This window comes from Streptomyces sp. NBC_01176 (assembly GCF_045039825.1).
Lineage (GTDB): Bacteria > Actinomycetota > Actinomycetes > Streptomycetales > Streptomycetaceae > Streptomyces.
Window position 1 is genome coordinate 7,822,518 of the sequence record NZ_CP108600.1, and the last position, 20,593, is coordinate 7,843,110.

The 20,593-nt window shown below is 72.7% G+C and carries 20 protein-coding genes; 9 read left to right on the top strand and 11 right to left on the bottom strand.

Annotated features, from left to right (window positions below):
• Positions 1-69: 69 nt before the first annotated feature.
• Positions 70-864, top strand: coding sequence for a polyprenol monophosphomannose synthase (locus OG199_RS33980; RefSeq protein WP_356801699.1), 795 nt, complete (start codon positions 70-72; stop codon positions 862-864).
• Between the two features lie 107 nt (positions 865-971).
• Entirely contained in the window at positions 972-1,556 is a 585-nt protein-coding gene (fxsA, locus tag OG199_RS33985) for an FxsA family membrane protein (RefSeq protein ID WP_401802579.1), read from the top strand.
• Positions 1,557-2,071: 515 nt separating this feature from the next.
• Here the strand turns inward: fxsA and OG199_RS33990 are convergent.
• The 4 genes from OG199_RS33990 to OG199_RS34005 all read right to left on the bottom strand — a co-directional run bounded on the left by OG199_RS33990 (position 2,072) and on the right by OG199_RS34005 (position 5,694).
• Positions 2,072-2,446, bottom strand: a complete 375-nt coding sequence (locus OG199_RS33990; RefSeq protein WP_405832667.1) for an RNA polymerase-binding protein RbpA — start codon at positions 2,444-2,446, stop codon at positions 2,072-2,074.
• Between the two features lie 255 nt (positions 2,447-2,701).
• Positions 2,702-4,054 carry an MFS transporter gene (locus OG199_RS33995; RefSeq protein ID WP_405832668.1) on the bottom strand — a complete coding sequence of 451 codons (1,353 nt, stop codon included), beginning with the start codon at positions 4,052-4,054 and terminating at the stop codon, positions 2,702-2,704.
• A 63-nt stretch (positions 4,055-4,117) separates the two neighbouring features.
• On the bottom strand, positions 4,118-4,885 hold the full coding sequence (locus OG199_RS34000; protein WP_401802573.1) for a glycerophosphodiester phosphodiesterase: 768 nt from the start codon (positions 4,883-4,885) through the stop codon (positions 4,118-4,120).
• Positions 4,882-5,694 (bottom strand): YitT family protein, encoded by an 813-nt coding sequence (locus OG199_RS34005; protein WP_405832670.1) that lies wholly within the window; start codon positions 5,692-5,694, stop codon positions 4,882-4,884. The genes OG199_RS34000 and OG199_RS34005 overlap by 4 nt, the downstream gene beginning before the upstream one ends.
• 138 nt (positions 5,695-5,832) lie before the next feature.
• On the opposite strand from OG199_RS34005, the gene OG199_RS34010 reads away from it, so the two are divergent.
• Positions 5,833-7,332 carry a PLP-dependent aminotransferase family protein gene (locus OG199_RS34010; protein ID WP_356801707.1) on the top strand — a complete coding sequence of 500 codons (1,500 nt, stop codon included), beginning with the start codon at positions 5,833-5,835 and terminating at the stop codon, positions 7,330-7,332.
• Between the two features lie 45 nt (positions 7,333-7,377).
• Here the strand turns inward: OG199_RS34010 and OG199_RS34015 are convergent, their stop codons facing one another.
• Together OG199_RS34015 and OG199_RS34020 are read right to left on the bottom strand one after the other, a co-directional pair.
• The gene (locus OG199_RS34015; protein ID WP_405832672.1) at positions 7,378-8,943 is read right to left on the bottom strand and encodes a hypothetical protein; all 1,566 of its coding nucleotides are present in this window, start codon (positions 8,941-8,943) and stop codon (positions 7,378-7,380) included.
• A 37-nt stretch (positions 8,944-8,980) separates the two neighbouring features.
• On the bottom strand, positions 8,981-9,175 hold the full coding sequence (locus OG199_RS34020; RefSeq protein ID WP_168527119.1) for a hypothetical protein: 195 nt from the start codon (positions 9,173-9,175) through the stop codon (positions 8,981-8,983).
• Between the two features lie 386 nt (positions 9,176-9,561).
• On the opposite strand from OG199_RS34020, the gene OG199_RS34025 reads away from it, so the two are divergent.
• From OG199_RS34025 to OG199_RS34045, 5 genes are all read left to right on the top strand, one after another.
• The gene (locus OG199_RS34025) at positions 9,562-9,954 is read left to right on the top strand and encodes an ankyrin repeat domain-containing protein (RefSeq protein WP_356801710.1); all 393 of its coding nucleotides are present in this window, start codon (positions 9,562-9,564) and stop codon (positions 9,952-9,954) included.
• 300 nt (positions 9,955-10,254) lie between these two features.
• Entirely contained in the window at positions 10,255-11,673 is a 1,419-nt protein-coding gene (locus tag OG199_RS34030) for a HEAT repeat domain-containing protein (RefSeq protein ID WP_405832675.1), read from the top strand.
• A gap of 139 nt (positions 11,674-11,812) precedes the next feature.
• A complete protein-coding gene (locus OG199_RS34035) occupies positions 11,813-12,976 on the top strand; it encodes a glycosyltransferase family 1 protein (RefSeq protein ID WP_356801712.1) in 1,164 nt (387 codons plus the stop codon).
• Entirely contained in the window at positions 12,973-14,127 is a 1,155-nt protein-coding gene (locus OG199_RS34040; protein ID WP_356801713.1) for a glycosyltransferase, read from the top strand. Before OG199_RS34035 ends, OG199_RS34040 begins: the two co-directional genes overlap by 4 nt.
• Entirely contained in the window at positions 14,124-15,104 is a 981-nt protein-coding gene (locus OG199_RS34045; RefSeq protein ID WP_405832678.1) for an SGNH/GDSL hydrolase family protein, read from the top strand. Before OG199_RS34040 ends, OG199_RS34045 begins: the two co-directional genes overlap by 4 nt.
• Positions 15,105-15,145: 41 nt before the next feature.
• On the opposite strand, the gene OG199_RS34050 is transcribed toward OG199_RS34045, so the two are convergent.
• The 5 genes from OG199_RS34050 to OG199_RS34070 form a co-directional block, all read right to left on the bottom strand.
• Positions 15,146-16,015, bottom strand: a complete 870-nt coding sequence (locus OG199_RS34050; RefSeq protein WP_405832680.1) for a biotin-dependent carboxyltransferase family protein — start codon at positions 16,013-16,015, stop codon at positions 15,146-15,148.
• A complete protein-coding gene (locus OG199_RS34055; protein ID WP_405832682.1) occupies positions 16,015-16,629 on the bottom strand; it encodes an allophanate hydrolase subunit 1 in 615 nt (204 codons plus the stop codon). The genes OG199_RS34050 and OG199_RS34055 overlap by 1 nt, the downstream gene beginning before the upstream one ends.
• Positions 16,626-17,384, bottom strand: a complete 759-nt coding sequence (locus OG199_RS34060) for a LamB/YcsF family protein (protein ID WP_405832683.1) — start codon at positions 17,382-17,384, stop codon at positions 16,626-16,628. The genes OG199_RS34055 and OG199_RS34060 overlap by 4 nt, the downstream gene beginning before the upstream one ends.
• Before the next feature lie 29 nt (positions 17,385-17,413).
• Positions 17,414-18,211 carry a putative hydro-lyase gene (locus OG199_RS34065; RefSeq protein ID WP_356801724.1) on the bottom strand — a complete coding sequence of 266 codons (798 nt, stop codon included), beginning with the start codon at positions 18,209-18,211 and terminating at the stop codon, positions 17,414-17,416.
• A 149-nt stretch (positions 18,212-18,360) separates the two neighbouring features.
• Positions 18,361-19,680, bottom strand: a complete 1,320-nt coding sequence (locus tag OG199_RS34070) for an MFS transporter (protein ID WP_405832685.1) — start codon at positions 19,678-19,680, stop codon at positions 18,361-18,363.
• Between the two features lie 193 nt (positions 19,681-19,873).
• On the opposite strand from OG199_RS34070, the gene OG199_RS34075 reads away from it, so the two are divergent.
• Positions 19,874-20,578, top strand: coding sequence for a GntR family transcriptional regulator (locus OG199_RS34075; RefSeq protein WP_401802553.1), 705 nt, complete (start codon positions 19,874-19,876; stop codon positions 20,576-20,578).
• The last annotated feature ends 15 nt before the right edge of the window (positions 20,579-20,593 follow it).

The following is a 20,593-nucleotide window of genomic DNA, read 5'->3' on the forward strand; positions in this document are numbered from 1 at the left end:
GCACCGACGCGTCAGTGCAGGCTGTGACCACTATGGTGGACCCCTGCGTACGGACTTGAAGGGGCAGTAGTGAACGACGGCGACGGGACCCTCGCGGCAGGAGCCCAGGCGAGGCGGTTCGGCCCGCTCGGCACGGCCTTGGTGATCATTCCGACCTACAACGAGGCGGAGAACATCAAGAAGATCGTGGGCCGGGTGCGCGCCGCGGTGCCCGACGCGCACGTCCTGGTGGCGGACGACAACAGCCCCGACGGCACGGGCAAGTTCGCCGACGAGCTGGCCGCCGAGGACGACCACGTCCAGGTACTGCACCGCAAGGGCAAGGAAGGCCTGGGCGCCGCGTATCTCGCCGGCTTCCGCTGGGGCCTCGAGCACGGCTACGGCGTCCTGGTCGAGATGGACGCGGACGGTTCGCACCAGCCGGAGGAGCTGCCCCGGCTGCTCACCGCGCTGAAGGGCGCCGACCTCGTTCTCGGCTCGCGCTGGGTACCGGGCGGCCGGGTGGTGAACTGGCCGAAGTCCCGCGAGTTCATCTCGCGCGGCGGCAGCATGTACTCCCGGCTCATGCTCGACGTACCCATCCGGGACGTCACCGGCGGCTTCCGGGCCTTCCGGCGGGAGACCCTGGAGGGCCTCGGACTCGGCGAGGTCGCGTCCCAGGGGTACTGCTTCCAGGTGGATCTGGCCCGGCGTGCCGTCAAGGCGGGGTACCACGTCGTGGAAGTGCCCATCACCTTCGTCGAGCGTGAACTCGGTGACTCCAAGATGAGCCGCGACATCCTCGTGGAGGCCCTGTGGCGGGTCACCACGTGGGGTGTGGGGGAGCGGGTCGGCCGGATCACCGGACGCAAGCCGTCCGCGTAGGGCCTTCCGGACGCTTCCCGAGGTTCCCGTCGACCCGCGTCCCGTGCACGGTCGGGGCTGATCATCCGCTTATCCCGTACTGAGCCGCGCCCAGGCACACTGGGTGCATGACGACTGGCGTACCGACTCCCACGCACCCCGCCCGGCCGCGGCGATCCCGGCTGCGTACGTTTCTGCCGCTCGGCATCGCCGTCTGGCTGGTGCTGGAGATCTGGCTGTTGACCGTGGTCGCGGGTGCGGCGAGCGGCTTCGCGGTCCTCCTGCTGCTGGTCGCCGGTTTCGTGCTCGGTTCCGTGATCGTCAAACGGGCCGGCCGCCGTGCCTTCCGCAACCTCAGCGAGACGCTGCAACAGCAGCAGAGCGGTGTGGCCCCCACGGGCGGGGGCGGCGACGGCAACGGGCTGATGATGCTCGGCGGGCTGCTGCTGATGCTGCCGGGCCTCCTCTCGGACGTCGTGGGCCTGCTCCTGCTGATCCCGCCCGTCCAGAAGGCGCTGAGCCGCTACACCGAGCGCGCCATCGAACGCAGGATCCGCGAGGCCGCCCCCGGCAGCGTCGGTGACGCCTTCCAGCAGGCACGCATCCATCGCCCTGACGGCAAGGTGGTCCAGGGCGAGGTCATCAGGGACGACACCCCCCGGGGCCCGGACCCGGCCTCCCGCCCGGGACCGCACCCCCCGCTGACGGGCTGACGGGTCGGCCCGTGGGCCGGTGGGCCACTGACCAGGGACGGCCGACCGGTGGACCGCTGAGCAGCCGGCCGGTGGACCTGTGCCGGAGGAACGTGCGGGGGGCTGGTCGGGCCGACTTTGCGCGGCGAGCCGGCCCAGCCCGGCCGCGTGGGCGGGTGCACAAGTTTCTGAGCTGTCGGCCGGCGTACCGCTGTCCGTCCGGCGCTCGGGAGTGACCTCGTTCGGGTGACGGGAAACCAGAGCCGTCCGGCGCCATCGGTGCCCCCGCAGAAGGGCCGCGCTCCTGCGCAGAAGGGCCGTGCTCCCGTCGGGGGCGCCCGCGCCGCTGGATGCCCGGAGTAGACCGTGCTCCCGTCGGAGACCCTCCGTACCGCCGGGCATCCGGGAGTGCGCCGGGGATCACGCTCACCCGTGCCGCCCGCGGCGCCGAAACGCACGAGACCGCGGGCCCCGTACAGAACGTACGGTGCTCGCGGTCTCGGCGTGCGGTGTATGCCACCCAGCCCCCGGAGGGGCTACGCGGACTTGCGGCTGTCCCGCGGATGCACCGCGATGTTCATCGCGCCGGAGCGCAGAACGGCCAGGCGCTCCTCGAGGACCTCTTCGAGTTCCTCGAGGGTGCGCCGCTCCATCAGCATGTCCCAATGCGTACGCGCGGGCTTGGCCTTCTTTTCCTCAGGGCCGTCGCCGTCCACCAGGAGTGCCTGGGCCCCGCAGACCTTGCACTCCCACTCCGGCGGAATCTCCGCCTCGACCGAGAAGGGCATCTCAAACCGGTGCCCCTTCTCGCATGCGTACTCCACGGCCTGGCGCGGGGCCAGGTCGATGCCGCGGTCCGTCTCGTAGCTGGTCACCACGAGGCGCGTGCCGCGAAGAGCTCGCTCACTCATGAATCGTGCCTCCCGGGCTTGTCGCCCACAGGACAGGTGTCGCTGTCGTCGTCATCCGGTCAACGTCCGGTCGGCGGTAAAGATTCCCGTTCCGGGTCATGCGTCGCCGTCGTAGCCGCCCCTTGTTGTACCCACCGGCACCCGGTTTGTCACATCTGGCAGCAGATGTCACCCAACGCTTCAGTATCTTTGACGCGCAGTAACGGTACGCCTGGCAGGCCAAACGCGTACACTACCGTCCTTTGGCCTCCGGTGCTAAATCCTGTCCGGTACGGGATTTCCCGCGTCGCGGATCGCCTGCCGCACCGGAACCCTCGCCAGCAGCGCGAATCCGATGACGAAGAAGGCCACGAGCGAGATGATCGCGTCCCGATAACTTCCCGTCAGCTGGTAGGTCAAACCGAACAGAAGCGGCCCCAACCAGCTCATCCCCCGGTCACTCATCTCGTACGCGGAGAAGTACTCGGCCTCCTTGCCGCTCGGTACGAGGTGCGAGAACAGGGAGCGCGACAGGGCCTGGCTGCCGCCCAGGACGAGGCCGATGCCGGCGGCGAGGACGAAGAACCACACCGGCGCGCCGGCCGGCAGGAGGTACCCGGCGGCGAGTGTCACCGTCCAGGCGACGAGTGAACCGAGGATGGTCCGTTTGGCCCCGTACGTGCGTGCCAGCCGTCCCATGCCCAGTGCGCCGCCGACCGCGAGCACCTGCACCAGCAGCACGGCGACGATCAGCGTCGACTGACTCAGGCCGAGCTCCTCGGACCCGTACACCGACGCCTGCGAGATCACCGTCTGGATGCCGTCGTTGTAGACCAGGTAGGCCAACAGGAACGAGAGGGTGAGCGGTTTGCCGCGCATGTCGCGCACGGTGGCCGCCAGCTGCCGCCAGCCGTGCGCCGGCGCCCTTCCGCCGCCCGGCGTCGTACGGCGGTCGCGCAGCCGCTTGAGCGGCACGAGCGTGAAGGCGCCCCACCAGATGCCGGCCGAGGCCAGACAGATGCGGACGGCCGTCGACTCGGAGACGCCGAAGGAGTCGTGGGCCGTGAACAGGACGAGGTTGCCGATCAGGACCAGCGAGCCGGCCGCGTAGCCGAAGGCCCAGCCGCGGGACGAGACCGCGTCGCGCTCCTCGGGCGGCGCGATCTGCGGCAGGTAGGAGTTGTAGAGCACCATCGACACGGCCACCGAGGCATTGGCGACGACCAGCAGCAGTCCGCCGAGCAGATAGCGGTCCCCGTCCAGGAAGAACATGCCCGTCGTCGCCGCGGCGCCGAGGTAGGCGGAGGCGGCGAGCAGCGGCTTCTTGCGGCCCGTGCGGTCGGCCGCCGCGCCGGCCATCGGCATCACGAAGATCGACAGGATGACGGAGGCGGAGACCGAGTAGGCGAAGAAGGAGCCGGCCCGGATCGGGATCCCCAGCGGGTGCACGAATCCGTCCGCGTCCGCCGCGTGCTTGGCGACCGACGTCAGATAGGGACCCAGGAACACGGTGAGCACGCTCGTCGAGTAGACGGAGCAGGCCCAGTCGTAGAAGTACCAGCCGTGTTGCTCACGGCGTCGCTCGGCGACCTCGTCGGTCGCCCGTGCCCGCACGGTGTCGGTGCCCACCCGTGCCCCTCGCTTCCGGCTGAACCATCCCTGAACGAACCCCGAACGGACCGCGCGAGTCGGCTAGACCCAGGTGCCCCGGTCCTCCAGGACCTCGCGCAGCGTGTCGATGTGATCGGTCATGATGCCATCGACTCCCAGGTCCAGGAGCCGGTGCATGCGATCGGGATCGTTCACCGTCCACACGTGGACCTGCAGGCCGCGCGCGTGGGCGGCGCGCACGAAGCGCCGGTCGACCACCGGCACGCCCGACTGGGACTCGGGCACCTGGGCGGCGATCGCCGAGTCGCGCAGCGCGGCCGGTATGCCGTACGACCGCAGCCGCAGCCCCAGGACGCCCTTGGTGCCGTACGAGGTGGCCAGGCGCGGACCCGCCAGGCGCTGGGCGCGGAAGACGCGCGCCTCGGAGAAGGAGCCGACGCAGACGCGGTCCCAGGCGTCGGTGCGGCCGATGAGGTTGAGCAGGGGATGGAGGGCGGGCTCCGCCTTGACGTCTACGTTCCAGCGCACCTCGGGAAAGATCTCGAGGAGTTCCTCGAAGAGAGGGACCGGCTCCTTGCCCGCCACGCGCGCGTGGCTCACGTCCTCCCACGGGAGGTCCGCGATGCGGCCCGCGCCGTCCGTCACCCGGTCGAGGGTCGAGTCGTGGAAGGCGACGAGCCTGCCGTCCGCCGTCGCGTGCACATCCGTCTCGATGTAGCGGTAGCCCGTCTCCACCGCCCGCCGGAACTGGGCGACGGTGTTCTCCAGGCCGTCCGCCGCCCCGCCGCGGTGGGCGAAGGCGATCGGGCCGGGGTGGTCCAGGTACGGATGGCGTATGCGCGTGCTCACCCTGGAAGTATCGCGCCCTCCGGTTGACCGGTGGCAACGACCGTGCTGCCGGTCGGTGCCCGGCGGACGGCGAACACCCGCAGGAAGAGCTGGGCGAGGGGGCCGATCGCGACGGCGTACAGCACGGTGCCGATGCCGACGGTGCCGCCGAGCACGAAGCCGGTCGCGACCACGGCGACCTCGAGGACCGTGCGCACCAGTCGGATCGAGCGGTCCGTACGCCGGTGCAGACCCGTCATCAGACCGTCGCGCGGACCCGGACCGAAGCTGGCGGAGATGTAGAGACCCGTCGCGAGTCCGTTCAGCACGATGCCCGCCAGCATCAGCGGGACGCGGACGGCCAGCGTGTGCGTGTCCGGTACCAGGGCGAGCGTGCCGTCCATCGCCATGCCGACCACGAACACGTTCGAGACCGTGCCGAGGCCCGGCCGCTGACGCAGCGGGATCCACAGGAGGAGCACCGCCGCGCCCACGAAGATCGACACCACGCCGATCGTCAGACCGGTCAGCTCGGCCAGCCCCTGGTGCAGCACGTTCCAGGGCTCCAGACCGAGCCCCGCCTCCACGAGCAGGGCCGAACTCGCGCCGTACAGCGCGAGGCCGACGTACAGCTGGACGAGGCGTCGCGGGAGGCCGCGTCCGCTTTCGGGGCGGGTCGGCCCGGTTTCCGCGGGCCGGGCGCGCGGGCGTTCGGCGGGGACCGAGTCGGCTGCCGGGGATGCGGGTGGTGCGGAGTCGGCGGCCGGAGAGCCGGCGGCGCGAGCGGCCGGTGCGGGTTCGGCCGGCGCGGAGTCGGCGGGTGTGGACATGACGTGCCCCCCTGGGTGATGCCCGTAGTGGTGCCTCTGGTGAGGCGTGCAGTGGTGCCAGTGGCCTGGCTCGTGCCATTCTGTGGCTTGATGGAGGACGCCATCCAAGGCCAATCCGGGGAAGGTGGACTGGGAATCATGGCGCAGTGGACATCGGCGATGGGTGCCGCGCAGCTCGCCCGGCTGCTCAACTCCCAGCAGGAACGCCCTCCGGGGCCGGGCACCCGACGGCCGCCCGCCTATCGCGCGCTCGCCGACGGTGTGCGGCTGCTCGTGCTGGAGGGCCGGGTACCGGTCGCCGCGCGGCTGCCCGCCGAGCGGGAACTCGCGTTGGCCCTGTCCGTCAGCCGCACGACGGTCGCGGCGGCCTACGAGGCCCTGCGCGGCGAGGGGTTCCTGGAGTCGCGCAGGGGAGCCGGCAGCTGGACCGCCGTACCCGCCGGGAACCCGCTGCCCGCGCGCGGCCTGGAACCGCTGCCTCCGGAGGCCCTCGGGTCCATGATCGACCTCGGCTGCGCGTCGCTGCCCGCGCCCGAGCCGTGGCTCACCCGTGCCGTGCAGGGCGCCCTGGAGGAACTGCCCCCGTACGCGCACACGCACGGCGACTATCCGGCGGGGCTGCCCGCGCTGCGCGCGATGATCGCCGAGGGGTACACGCGGCGGGGCATTCCGACCATGCCCGAGCAGATCATGGTGACCACCGGTGCGATGGGCGCGATCGACGCCATCTGCCATCTCTTCGCAGGGCGCGGCGAGCGCATCGCCGTCGAGTCGCCCTCGTACGCCAACATCCTCCAGTTGATGCGGGAGGCCGGTGCGCGGCTCGTACCCGTCGCGATGGCCGAGGGGCTCGCCGGGTGGGACATGGACCGCTGGCGGCAGGTACTGCGCGACGCGGCGCCCCGGCTCGCCTATGTCGTCGCGGACTTCCACAATCCCACGGGGGCCCTCGCGGACGAGGACCAGCGCCGCCGGCTGGTGGACGCCGCCCGTTCCGCCGGGACCGTCCTGGTGGTCGACGAGACGATGAGCGAGCTGTACCTGGAGGACGGACTTTCCATGCCCCGCCCCGTGTGCGGCTTCGATCCCGCCGGGTCCACGGTCATCACGGTCGGGTCGGCCAGCAAGGCCTTCTGGGCGGGGATGCGGATCGGCTGGGTGCGGGCGGCCCCCGACGTGATCCGCAGTCTCGTCGCCGCGCGCGCGTACGCCGACCTCGGCACGCCCGTGCTGGAGCAGCTGGCCGTGAACTGGCTGTTCAGTACGGGAGGTTGGGAACAGGCGGTGGCGGTCCGGCGGGAGCAGGCCCGGGAGAACCGGGACGCGCTCGTCACCGCCGTACGCCGGGAGCTGCCCGACTGGGAGTTCTCCGTTCCGCGGGGCGGACTGACGCTGTGGGTGCGCACCGGGGGGCTGTCGGGGTCGCGGCTCGCCGAGGTGGGCGAGCGGGTGGGTGTGCGGGTGCCGTCCGGGCCGCGCTTCGGGGTCGACGGGGCGTTCGAGGGCTATGTGCGGCTGCCGTTCACGGTCGGGGGCGCGGTCGCGGAGGAGGCGGCGGTGCGGCTGGCCGCGGCGGCGCGGCTGGTGGAGACGGGGGCGAGTGCGGGGAACGAGGGTCCTCGCACGTTCGTGGCCTGAGGGCGGGTCGGCGTGGCCGGCCCGCCCCTCGTCCGAGAGGGAGGGTCAGCCTTCCGCCGCGGCCGGTTCCGCCGCGGCCGGGATCGGCTCCGGGTCGGCCGGGGCTGTCCGGACCGGCAGGAGGTCCAGTACCGCGCGGCGCTGCGTCTCGCTCGTCGCGTCGTCGTAGGGGTCCGGGGTGGCCGGGACCTGGAGGCGCAGGACGGGGCCGGCGCCCAGCCGGGCGTATCCGCGGCCGGGCGGCACGTGCTGGGGTGGGGTGGTGTGCGGCGGCGCGCCGAGCACGGCCTCCAGCTGCGGGCCCGTCGCGGAACCGAGCACCACGCGCGCGCGGGTGTGCTGGAGGACGGCCTCGCCGAGGGACTCGAGGCTGTCGAACTGCTCGGCCACGACGACCGTGACGCCCGCCGCGCGCCCGTGCCGCAGCGGCACCTCGAGAAGGTCCTGGGGATCCCGGTGGCCGTCGGCGGCGGCGAGGTGCCCCAGTGTGCCCGGACGGTCCAGCAGGATCCAGAGCGGGTTCTTGGTGTCCTCCGGCGCGGGATGCCCGGCCTGTCGGGCGTGATTCGCGGAGATCAGCCGCCGCTCCGTCTCGTGCGCCGCCCATTCCAGACTGGCGAGCGCCCCGGCGAGGCCGGACTCGACGGCGAGCACACCGTCCCGGCCGGTCAGGCACGCGTACTCGCCGGTGCCGCCGCCGTCGACGATGACCACATCACCGTACTGAAGGGCCTGCAGGGCGATGGAGCGCAGCAGCGTGGACAGACCGCTGCCCGGCTCGCCCGCGGCCAGCAGATGCGGTTCCGTCGAGCGGGCGCCGGTGCGCCAGACGACCGGCGGGACGTCGCGCTGGGCCTCGCCGAAACCGAGGGGGAGCGTGCGCTGGACGTCGGCCGGGTCGGTGAAGCCGAGGACCGTCTCACCGGGCGCGGTGACGAACCGCTGGGCGGCGATTTCGGTGGGGAGCGGCGGCAGCACGGTGACCGTGAGTTCGTTGCCCTCCTGCTCCCACGCGAAGTGGTACTCGCGGCCACGGCCCGACTTGGCCTGCAGCAGCTGTTCGATCCGGGCCCGGCAGATCGCCTCCCCGTCCCTGAAGTACGCCGGATAGCGGACGAGGAGGCGGGAGACGCGGCCGTCCTCGTCGAAGTCGTGGGTGGGGAAGGCCTTCTCCCAGTCGCCGCCGTGGGCGTAGAGGGGAGCGGGGTCCTCGGCCACGGAGAAGTACGGGACGAGTGCCTCGTAGAGCGACTGGAGGCGTTGGACCTGCGCCTCGTCGGGGCCCGTGGGCGCCGGCGGGGTGCGGTCCCGGCCGTACCAGGCTGCCGCCGCCATCAGGGTGATGGCGGCGAGCAGCGGTCCGTACGACACCAGTGCCACGACCAGGATCACCGAGGCCAGCAGGAACAGCAGCGGCCCGCGCCGGTCCTTGGGGGTCTCCGCCCACTTGCGCTGCGCGGCACCTGCCAGGTGGCGCAGTCCTCGGGCGACCGTGATCAGCGGCTGGAGAACGTCGGTGGCGCTGTCGGCTGCCGTCCGGGCCAGCTCCCGGCTCCGGGCGATCTGTGCGCTGCCGTTGCTGAGGATGCGGGGGAGGGGGCGCCGGGCCACTGCTGTCTCCTGAAGGTGCGTGCGAGGGGCGGGGACGTCAGAACTTGATCCCGCCTAGGAGGCTCGCCAGGCTCTCGCCGCCGGCCTTGATGCTCGGCGCGATGGCCGTGCTGGCGAGGTAGAAGCCGAAGAGCGCGGACGTCATGGCGTGCGACGCCTTGAGTCCGTCCTTGCGGAAAAAGAGGAAGACGATGATGCCGAGCAGGACGACACCTGACATGGACAGAATCATTTGTGCTCTCCTGGTTCGCGGGGACAGTCACCATGAGTTGTTCCAGGATCACAGGATGTATCCATACGATAAAAGGTGCAAATGGGTCGATTTCTCGGGATTTCACTCGATCGGCTGAGCTCTTCCGGTATGACGGAGCGGGCCTGTCGAATCCCGTTGCCTCCCGGTTTCTCCCGGTGGAATCCTGCTGATCCTTGCCTCGGTGGCGGCCGGTCATGTGCCGCCGGAGCCAGTACGCTGACGATTCACCCGTACGGCCGCACATCCCGCTGTCGTACGAACCTGCGCATGACACTCCGCGTGTTGTCGTAGGCTCCCGCCGTCCGTGTCAGTCGTTGTCGTCGCAGTTCCTGTCGTTGTCGCCGTTGTGAGAGGTGGTCCGGCCGATGAGTGAAGCCCCCGACCCCGAGGTCGTGGAGTTGGCGACGAAGATCTTCGATCTGGCCCGCCGGGGCGAGACCGAGGCGCTCGTGGCGTACGTCGACGCGGGCGTTCCGGCCAACCTCACCAACGACCGTGGCGACTCCCTCGTGATGCTCGCCGCGTACCACGGTCACGCCGGAGCGGTGCGCGCCCTCCTGGAGCGCGGCGCCGAGGCCGACCGGATCAACGACCGGGGGCAGACGCCGCTCGCGGGGGCGGTCTTCAAGGGCGAGGAAGCGGTGATCCGCGTGCTCCTCGACAGCGGCGCCGATCCGGCCGCGGGCACCCCCTCGGCCGTCGACACGGCCCGGATGTTCGGCAGGACGGAACTGCTCGAACTGTTCGGCGCACACTGATCCGACCACGCTGACCAGGCACGACACGGAAAACGGGGGAGGCGGTACGGGGCCGCCGGAAATACGGTCGCGGCAGGAAGAACTGCCGGGTCATCATGACGTCGTGATTCACGGACGCGATGGCTGGGCAGGTGTTGCCGCACCGCGCGGGCCGTGATGCGGCCCGCATGGGCCACCGACGAGAGGCAGAGGAAGATGGTCTACAGCAAGCAAGAAACGGCGGACGCTCCGACGTGTTGTCACGCGGCCAGGTAATGCAGGATCCCGGTTGCGTCGACGCTTGATGTGAGGCTGTTTCCTATGTTCGATCCGGTCATAGCGCCCAGCGGAACGCTGCTCGGCCTGCTCCAGAGGGGCCGCGGCGACGGCACGCTGCACGCGCTCACCGCACCGCGGGCCGAGGCGCTCGCGGCACTGAACCACTGTGTGCTGAGTGATCCCCGCCACGACTGGCAGGTGGAGAACCGCTCCCTGTACTACGCCCGTCTCTACCTCGATCTGAGCGGTGAGCTCGACGAGATCGAGCGGCATCTCTTCGACGCCGAGGACATCCTCGACGACTGCGAGTCACGCACGGGGCTCGCCCTCGCGGTGCTCGGGCACCTCGCCTCGTACGGCCGGCGGGACGCCCTGGAGCTGCTGCGCCGGTACGCCGCCTCGGGCACCAACTGGGCCTGGGCCCTGGACGAACTGGCCCTGCGCGACGACGACGCGGGTCTGCGGGCCCTCGCCGAGCCCGTGCTCGCCCGCTTCCCCGCCGACCCGGAGGGCGAGGCGGCGCTCGCCGCCCAGGTGCGCGACGCCTTCGAGCCCCGGCCCTGGCGGCTGTGGGCCGACGATCCGCGTGCGGCGATCGCCGCACGCGTGCGCGCGGCCCAGGAGCAGGGCTCCTTCGACCGATGGCAACGGCAGATGCGGCCCGCCGGCCCCCGGCCGGGCTGGAGCGTACGGGCCGTGTTCGAGTGGGCGCAGCAGGGCCTGGACCGCGGCGCCGCACTCCATGTGCCGGCCGCGCGCTGTCTGACGGCCGTCGCGGGCCCCGAGGACCGGCCCGAGATCGTCGAGGCCGCCCGGGGCGGCGGGGACGGAGCCCGGTGCACCGCCCTGCGCTATCTCGCCGACAGCAACGATCCGGACGCCCTGGCGCTGATCGAGGCAGCCGCGGGCGACGGCACGGTGGCGGTCGCGGAGGCCGCCGTCGACGCGTTCGAACGCATGCGCAGTGTCGCCGCCGTCGACCGGGCACGCGGCTGGGCGCACCGACCCGACGCCCTGGGCGCCGCCGCGGGCCGGATGCTCGCCTGCCGCGGCGGCACCAAGGACAGCGAACTGGTCCTGGGCGCGCTGCGGGAGGCCGTACGCGGCGAAGGCCCCGACGCGCCGACGCTGTGGACCCTGGTGGACGGCGCCGGTCGGCTCGGCATCGTCTGCGCCGCCCCCGTGCTGCGGCACATCTACCGCGAGACCGCCTCGTCCCATCTGCGCGGGCGGGCCGCCCGGGCGCTCGCCGCCACGGACCCCTCCTTCCCCGCGGGCTTCGCCGTCGAGTGCCTGTGGGACTGCGAGGAGTCGACCCGGGAAGTCGCCGCGCGCCACGCCGAGACGGGTGACGCCCGCGTCGTGGATCAGCTGCGCCGGCTCGCATCGGATCCGGCCGAGGAGGCGGAGGTCCAGACGGCCGTCCGCAGCCGCATCGGGCCCGACGCACCCGCCGTATGAACGAGAAGTGACCCGGGGGTCAGGAGGGCATGGCCACGGGCTGACCTGGACAGGTGTGCGAGACAACGCTCACAGTGCGTTCCCCGGCTGGAAAGATCCACGTTGACGCGGCCACGTCCAGCACGGCGAGAACACCGGTATGCGTGTCGTCATCGTGACCGAATCCTTTCCCCCCGATGTGAACGGCGTGGCCCACTGCGCGCTCCAGACCGCCCGGCACCTCGTCGATCGCGGTCACGCTCCCCTTGTCGTCGCTCCGACCACCTCCGCCAAGTTCGCGGCTTCGTTCGAACAGGGTGGTGCCCCCGTCGGGGGCGGGCCCGACGCCCTCGCGCCGTGTCCCGTCGTCCGTGTCCCCTCCCTTCCGCTCCCGGGCTACCCCCAGGTCCGCGTCGCCCTCCCCAGCCGACGCGTCGCCGCCGCCCTCGTCGAACACCGGGCGGACGTCGTCCACCTGGCCAGCCCCTTCATCCTCGGCGTGCGCGGCATGGCGGCCGCCGCCAAGCTCGGCATCCCCGCCGTCGCCGTCTACCAGACCGACCTGGCCGGATACGCCCGTACGTACATGGGTGCGGGCGAAGCCACCGCCTGGCGGCGTATCCGCTCCGTCCACACCGCCGCCGACCGGACGCTCGCCCCCTCCAGCGCGGCTCTGCACGACCTGGAGGCACACGGCGTGCCCCGGGTACGGCTGTGGCCGCGCGGAGTGGACACCGTCCGCTTCCGCCCGGACCACCGGGACGAGGCGCTCCGGCGTGAACTGGCGCCGAACGGCGAGCTGATCGTCGGTTATGTCGGCCGGCTCGCCCCCGAGAAGCAGGTCGAACTGCTCGCCGGGGTCTGCGGCCTGGACGGCGTACGCGTCGTGGTCGTGGGTGACGGGCCCAGCGAGACATCGCTGCGTGAGGCGCTGCCCGGCGCCGTCTTCCTCGGGCGGCGCACCGGCGGCGAACTCGCCCGGATCTTCGCCTCGCTGGACGTCTTCGCCCACACCGGCCCCTTCGAGACCTTCTGCCAGACCGTGCAGGAGGCCATGGCCAGCGGGGTCCCCGTCGTCGCACCCGCCGCGGGCGGACCGCTCGACCTGGTGGCACACGGCCGGACGGGGCTGCTGGTGCCGCCCCGCGACGCGGACGCCGTACGCGACGCCGTGGCGGCCCTGGCGGCCGATCCGGCCCGCCGGGCCGACTACGGCGCCGCCGGACGGGCCACCGTCGAGGGCCGCACCTGGGCGGCCGTCGGTGACCAGCTCATCGGCCACTACGCCGAGGTGCTCTCCGCACGGACGGTGGTGGCGGCATGAGCCTGCGCATCGTACGGCTGGCCAACTTCGTCGCCCCCGCCTCCGGAGGCCTGCGGACCGCCCTGCGGGAGCTCGGCACCGGCTACCGGGCCGCCGGGCACGAGCCGGTACTGGTCGTCCCCGGCGAGCGTGTGAGCGACACCGAGACCGAGCAGGGACGGGTGATCACGCTGCCCGGTCCGCTGCTGCCCGGAACCGGCGGCTATCGCGTGCTCACGGACAAGCGGCGCGTGGCCCGCCTCCTGGAGTCGCTCGCCCCCGACCGCCTGGAGGTCTCCGACCGGACCACCCTGCGCTGGACCGGGGTGTGGGCACGGCGGGCCCGGGTGCCCGCGGTGATGGTCTCCCACGAGACCGCCGACGGCGTGCTGCGGACCTGGGGGCTCTCCGAGGCGATGGCCCGCAGGACCGCCGACGCCCTCAACATCCGTACGGCGCACTCCTACGCGCGGGTCGTGTGCACGACGGAGTTCGCGGAGCGCGAGTTCGTCCGCATCGGCGCCCGCAACGTCGTACGGGCACCGCTGGGCGTCGATCTGGCCGGCCGGCACCCCTCGCTGCGGGATCCCGCGGTCCGCGACCGCTACGCGCGCGCGGACCAGGTCCTGCTGGTGATGTGCTCCCGGCTGTCCGTGGAGAAGCGGCCCGGCACCGCGCTCGACGCGCTGGAGGCGCTCCTGCGGCGCGGCGAACGGGCCGTGCTCGTCGTCGCCGGGGACGGGCCGCTGCGGGCCCGGCTCGAACAGCGGGCAGCCGAACGGCGGCTGCCCGTCACCTTCCTCGGCCATGTCGCCGACCGTGCGCTGCTCGGCGCGCTGCAGGCCTCGGCCGACGTGTGTCTGGCCCCGGGGCCCGCCGAGACGTTCGGACTCGCCGCCCTGGAGGCGATGGCCTGCGGTACCCCCGTGGTGGCCAGCGCGCTGTCCGCGCTGCCCGAGATCGTCGGGTCCGCGGGGGCCACCGCCGCGGACAGCGGTGACTCCTTCGCGGACGCGGTGCGGCTGCTCCTGGGGCGTACCGAGACCGAGCGCCGGGAAGCGGCACGCGCGCGTGCCGAGTGCTTCGGCTGGGACACCGCCGTGAAGGCCTTCCTCGCGGCGCACGACGCGACCGTCGAGGTGCGGCCCCGACTTCAGGAGGGCGTCGGATGAGACCCCTTCGGTTCGTGGCCCTCGGGGACTCGCTGACCGAGGGCGTGGGCGACCCCGTGGGAGAGGCCTGGCGGGGCTGGGCGGCGCTGCTCGCCGACGGGTTGTCCGGGGGCGGGGTGCCCGAGGGATTGCCTGGCGGGGTGCCCGAGGGACTGCCGGGTGGGGCGCCTGGCGGGGTGCCCGACGGAGTGCCTGGTGAGGCGCTCGTCGGGCTCGGAGGAGGCCCGTCCGACGGCTCCGGCAGGTCCGTCGAGTTCACCAACCTCGCGGTGAGCGGCGCTCAGACGCGCGACGTCCTGGAACGGCAGACGCCGGAGGCGCTGGCCCTGCGCCCGGACGTGGTGTCCGTCGTGATCGGGGTGAACGACACCCTGCGGTGCACCTTCGACATCCACGCCGTGGCGGCCCGGCTCGACCAGGTGTTCGCGGCCTTCCGAGACCAGGGCGCCGTGCTCCTGACCGCCTGTCTGCCGGATCCCGGTGCGATGCTCGGGCTGCCGGGGGCGCTCGCCCGTCCGCTGGCCCGGCGCCAACGGGCCGTCAACGCGGTCGTGCACGCGCTGTCCGAGCGCTACGGGGCAGTGCATGTGCACGCGGCGGAGGGCGCCTGGCTGACGGACCGCGCGTTGTGGAGCGCGGACCGGCTGCACCCGGGGGAGCGCGGGCACCGGCAACTCGCCCTGCGCTTCCACGCGTCCCTCGCACAACAGGGCGTCGCCACCGGGCCCGCCCCGTCGGCCGAGCCCGAGTTCCCCGTGCCCACCCGCTCGGCGAGCCTGTGGTGGCTGGCCACCGCGGGGACGGGATGGGTGGCCCGGCGGTGCACCGACCTGTTGCCCCAACTGCTCACCCTGGCCGCCGCCGAGGTCCGCCACCGGGCACGCGGCACCAGCGCCCGGCTCGACCTCGGTGCCTCGCACGCCGTGGCGTCCGCGCTGGCCGCTCTGACGGGGGGCGAACAGCCGGACGCCGCATGACCGCATGACCGCATGAGGAAGCGGGACGGACCGCCGGCCTCTCAGCGGCGGCGCACGACCAGGAAACGGACCGGCGTGCCCGCGACCGCCTGAGCGGCCGCGGGGAGGTCGGCCGTACGGACCACCGCGATCACCGGGTACCCCCCGGTGGTGGGATGGTCGGCGAGGAAGACCACCGGTCTGCCGTCGGGCGGCACCTGCACGGCGCCCAGGACCATGCCCTCACTGGGGAGTTCGCCGGAAACGGCCCGCTCCAGTGAGGGCCCTTCCGTACGCAGCCCGATGCGGTTGCTCGCCGAGGCCACCCGGTAGGCGGCCGTCGCCAGGGTGCGCAGGGCGGAGGCGGTGAACCAGTCGTCGCGCGGACCCGGTGTCACCCGCAGGACGAGCTCGGCGGGCGGACCCGGGTGCGGAACCACGTCCACGCGGGCGGGGACGCCGCAGGGGTGCCCCAGCGGCAGCACCGCACCGTCCGTGAGGGGTGGCGGGCCCAGGCCCGAGAGGAGGTCCGTGGAGCGGCTGCCGAGGACCGGGTCCACGGCGACTCCGCCGGACACGGCCACATAGCCGCGCAGTCCCGCGCGAGCGGCGCCGACGTCCAGCAGCGCCCCGGCGGGAACGCGTACCGGCGCACCCCAGGGAGCCGGGCGTCCGTCCACCGTGACCGGGCTGGGCGCGCCCGCGACCGCCACCGTGACCGCCGAACGCGGGCGCAGGGCACAGCCGTTGAGGGTCGTCTCCAGGACGGCCGCCTCGACGGGGTTGCCGACGAGACGGTTGGCCAGCGCCGCCGCGGGCGCGTCCAGCGCGCCGGAGCGGGGGACACCGAGGTGCGCGTGGCCGGGACGGCCCTGGTCCTGGACGGTGGTCAGGGCCCCGGCGCGCACGACGGACAGGGCCCGGTCGCTCATCAGCACCCCGCCGCTACGAACCGGACCCGGGTGCCCGGGGCGAGCAGCGCGGCCGGCACGCGCGCGTGGTCCCACAGCACCGCGTCCGTCGTGCCGATCAGCTGCCAGCCGCCCGGCGACGAGCGCGGGTACACGCCCGTGTACGGGCCCGCCAGGGCCACGGAACCCGCCGGGACCGAGGTACGCGGAGTCGCCCGGCGCGGCACGTCGTACCGGGAGGGCAGGCCGGTGAGGTAGCCGAATCCGGGCGCGAACCCGCAGAAGGCGACACGGAACTCGGCCGCCGCGTGGATCTCCGGCACCAGGCGCTCCGTCACTCCCCACCGCGCCGCCACGTCGGCCAGATCGGGGCCGTCGTAGCGTACGGGGATCTCGATCGCGCCCTCCGCGCGTGCCGGCAGCGGCGGGATCTCCCACGTGGGGAGGTGTGACGCCAGGCGCACCGGGTCGTCCAGGCCGTCCAGCAGGACCGTGCGGGCCGCCGGGACGATCTCCCGGACGGAGAGGGAACCGTCCGCGCGGCGGCGCAGCAGCTCGGCGTGCAGGGCCTGGGCCGCCTCGCCGGAGGCGACTTCGACGAGCAGGGCGTGTTCGCCGACCGGCAACGCCCTCATACGAAGGCCTCCACACGGACGCCCGAGGACTCCAGACGTGCGCGGACCCGGCGCGCCAGCTCCACCGCGCCGGGAGTGTCCCCGTGCAGGCACAGCGAGCGGGCGCGGACCGGGACGCGCTCCCCGGTGTGGGACGTCACCGTGCCGAACCGGGCCAGGCCCAGGGAGCGTTCGACGACCTCCTCGGCGTCCGTGATCACCGCGCCCTCCCGGGTGCGCGGCACGAGGGTGCCCTCCGCGGTATATGCGCGATCCACGAACGCCTCGGTGACCGTGGGCAGTCCGGCCCGCTCCGCCAGCTTCAGGAAGCGGGAGGACGGCAGACCGAGGACGGGCAGTCCGGCGTCCGCGAGCAGGACGCCGTCGACGACCGCCGCCGCCTGTTCCTCGTCGTGCACGACACGGTTGTAGAGAGCGCCGTGCGGCTTCACGTACGCCACGCGCGCGCCCGCGGCACGCGCGAAGACCTCCAGGGCGCCGATCTGGTAGGCCACTTCGGCCGTCAGCTCGTCGGGCGGCACGTCCATCGCGCGCCGCCCGAAACCCGCCAGGTCGCGATAGGAGACCTGGGCGCCGATCCGTACGCCCCGTTCGGCCGCCAGGTCGCACACCCGCCGCATGGTGACCGCGTCCCCGGCGTGGAATCCGCAGGCCACGTTGGCGCTGGTGACGACGGACAGCAGCTGCTCGTCGTCGGTCAGCCGCCAGCGGCCGAAGCCCTCGCCGAGGTCGGCGTTGAGATCGATCGGGGTCATGAGGCGCAGTCTCTCCTTTCCGGGCCGCTTCAGGCCACGCGGTACTGCTCGTCACGGGCGTCGGTGAGGAACATCTGCCCGGGTGCGTGGGTGATCGCGAACGGTGGGCGGGACGCCATCACGGCCGCCTGCGGAGTCACTCCGCAGGCCCAGAACACCGGGATGTCGTCCGGTTCGGTGTCCACCGCGTCACCGAAGTCCGGGTGCGCGAGACTGCGGATGCCCAGCACCGAGGGTTCCCCGCAGTGCACGGGGCTGCCGTGCACCGCGGGCATGAGGCTGCTCTCCCGGATCGCCGCGGCCAGGTGTTCGGGCGGGACCGGACGCATCGACACCACCACGGGGCCGTGCAGCCGCCCGGCCGGCCGACACCGGCGCGCGGTCACGTACATGGAGACGTTGCGGCCCTGTTCGATGTGGCGCAGCGGGACGCCCGCCTCGGTGAGCGCCCACTCGAAGGTGAAGCTGCACCCGATCAGGAACGAGACCAGGTCGTCGCGCCAGCGGTCGACGACGTCCGTGGGCTCGTCCACCAACTCGCCGTCCTCCCACACCCGGTAGCGCGGCAGATCGGTGCGCAGGTCCGCGCCCTCGGCGAGCGGGGTGGTCCAGGAGCCGGCGTCGGTGACGTCGAGGACCGGGCAGGGCCCCGGGTTGCGCTGGCAGAACAGCAGCATGTCGTACGCCCAGTCGGCGGGCACCGAGATCAGGTTGGCCTGGGTGTGTCCCGCGGCGATCCCGGCCGTCGGTCCCGACACGCCCGAACGGAACCGGGCGCGCGCCTTTTTGGGGGTCCACGCGTGCGCGTGCTCGCCGAGCGGGTGCAACGGGCGCTCCTGGGACGTGCGTTGCGCGGGAGGTGCGGGGACCGCGGGAGTTGCGGGTGTCGCCGGACCCGCGGCAGCCGCGGGGACAGGGGCCGACAGGGCGGCCGGGGTGGAGAGGGGCACCGGGGAGGACAGGGAGGCCACGGACGTCACAGGAGTTCCTTTCCACGGGTCTCGGGGAGGCCGATGAGTGCCAGGGCGGCGAGCGCGTAGCCGATCGCGCCGAAGACCAGGGCGCCGCCCACACCCCAGCTGTCGGCCAGGAAGCCGACCAGGGTGGGGAAGACGGCACCCACGGCGCGCCCGGTGTTGTACGTGAAGCCCTGCCCGGTGCCGCGCACCGCCGACGGATACAGCTCGCTGAGGAACGAGCCGAAGCCGCTGAAGATCGCCGACATGCAGAAGCCGAGCGGGAATCCGAGCACGAGGAGAAGCGTGTTGGCGCCGCTCGGCAGGTTGGCGTAGGTGAGGACGCAGACCGCGGAGAGGATCGCGAAGAGCAGGATGTTCCGCTTGCGGCCCAGCCTGTCGGTGAGATACCCGCCGGTGAGGTAGCCGATGAAGGCTCCGGAGATCAGGAACGTGAGATAGCTGCCGGTGCCGACGACGGACAGACCCCGCTCCGTCTTCAGGTACGTGGGCACCCAGGTGGCCAGGGTGTAGTAGCCGCCCTGGACTCCGGTGGAGAGCAGCACCGCGAAGAACGTGGTGCGCAGCAGCCCGGGGTCCTCGCCCCTGGCCGGCTTGAAGATCGCTGCGAACGAGCCCTTGTCCGCGCTCCTCTCGCGCGCGGCGGCCGCCTCAGGGGCGTCCTGCACCCGGCGGCGCACCCAGAGGACCAGCAGCGCGGGCAGCGCGCCGGTCCAGAACATCACGCGCCACGCGAGGTCGTCTCCGAGGAACTGGAAGACGAGGGTGTAGACGAGTACCGCCAGCCCCCAGCCGACGGCCCAGGAGCTCTGGATCGCGCCGAGCGTGCGACCGCGGTGCTTCGGGCTCGCGTACTCGGCGACCAGGATCGCGCCGACCGCCCACTCTCCGCCGAACCCGAGGCCCTGAAGGGCGCGGAAGACCAGCAGCGTCTCGTAGTCGGGCGCGAATCCACAGGCCACGGTGAACACCGCGTACGTGATCACGGTGATCATGAGTGCCTTGACGCGCCCGATCCGGTCCGCGACCACCCCGGCGATCGCGCCGCCGACCGCCGAGACGACCAGGGTGACGGTGGTGAACAGACCGGTCTGCCCGCTGTCCAGACCGAAGTACGCCGCCAGCGCGACCATGCTGAGCGGCAGGGTGAAGTAGTCGTACGAGTCGAGGGCGTAGCCGCCGAACGCGCCGGCGAAGGCCCGGCGGCCCCGTGGGCCGAGGGCGCGCAGCCAGGCGAACGCGCCTTCCCGGGAGCCGGGTTCACCCGTGCCTGGGCGGGTGTCGGCGGTCAGGTCATGGGAGGGAGGGGTCGTGCTCATGGGCACCTCGCAGTGAGGGACGAAGGGTGCGTGTGGACTGAGCCGTGCCGTGCCGTGCGGAAGGGACGGGCGCCGCGTTCGAGCGGGCGGTGGGGCCGTTGCGGCGTCGTCTGACCGTCAAGGTAGAGGATCGTTGAACGATCCTTCAATACCCGTGTTGTTTCGTTCCTGTATCTACGATTGAATTCCGGGCATGGCAGAGCTGACCGGACTGGCCGACGACCGCGCCCTGCTGGGCCGCACCAGCACCGCCGAGCGGGTGGCGGACATCCTCAGGAGCCGTGTCGCCGAGGGGTACTTCCTGCCCGGGACGCGACTGTCCGAGGACAGCATCGGCGGGGCGCTGGGTGTGTCGCGCAACACACTGCGCGAGGCGTTCCGGCTGCTCACGCACGAGCGGCTGCTCGTGCACGAGCTCAACCGCGGTGTCTTCGTACGGGTGCTGACGGTCGAGGACGTCGAGGACATCTACCGCACCCGCACCCTCGTCGAGTGCGCCGTGGTCCGAGGGCTCGGCGAGCCGCCGTACGCCCTCGACGATCTCGCCCGCGCCGTCGAGGAGGGACAGCGGGCGGCACGCGAAGGTGACTGGAAAGCCGTGGGCACGGCCAACATCCACTTCCACCGGGAGCTGGTCGCGCTCGCCGGGAGTTCCCGTACCGACGAGGTGATGCGCAGCGTCTTCGCCGAACTGCGCCTCGCCTTCCACGTGGTGGACGACCCGCGGCGGCTGCACGAGCCGTACCTCACCCGCAACCGTGAGATCCTCGAGACGCTTCGGGAGGGCGACCGCGGCGCGGCCGAGCGCCTGCTCGCCGTCTACCTCGACGACTCGCTCGAAAGGGTCGTGGAGGTCTACGCGCGGCGGGTGGCGGACGGCGCGCAGGGCATCGACTGACGCGAGGGCGGGCCT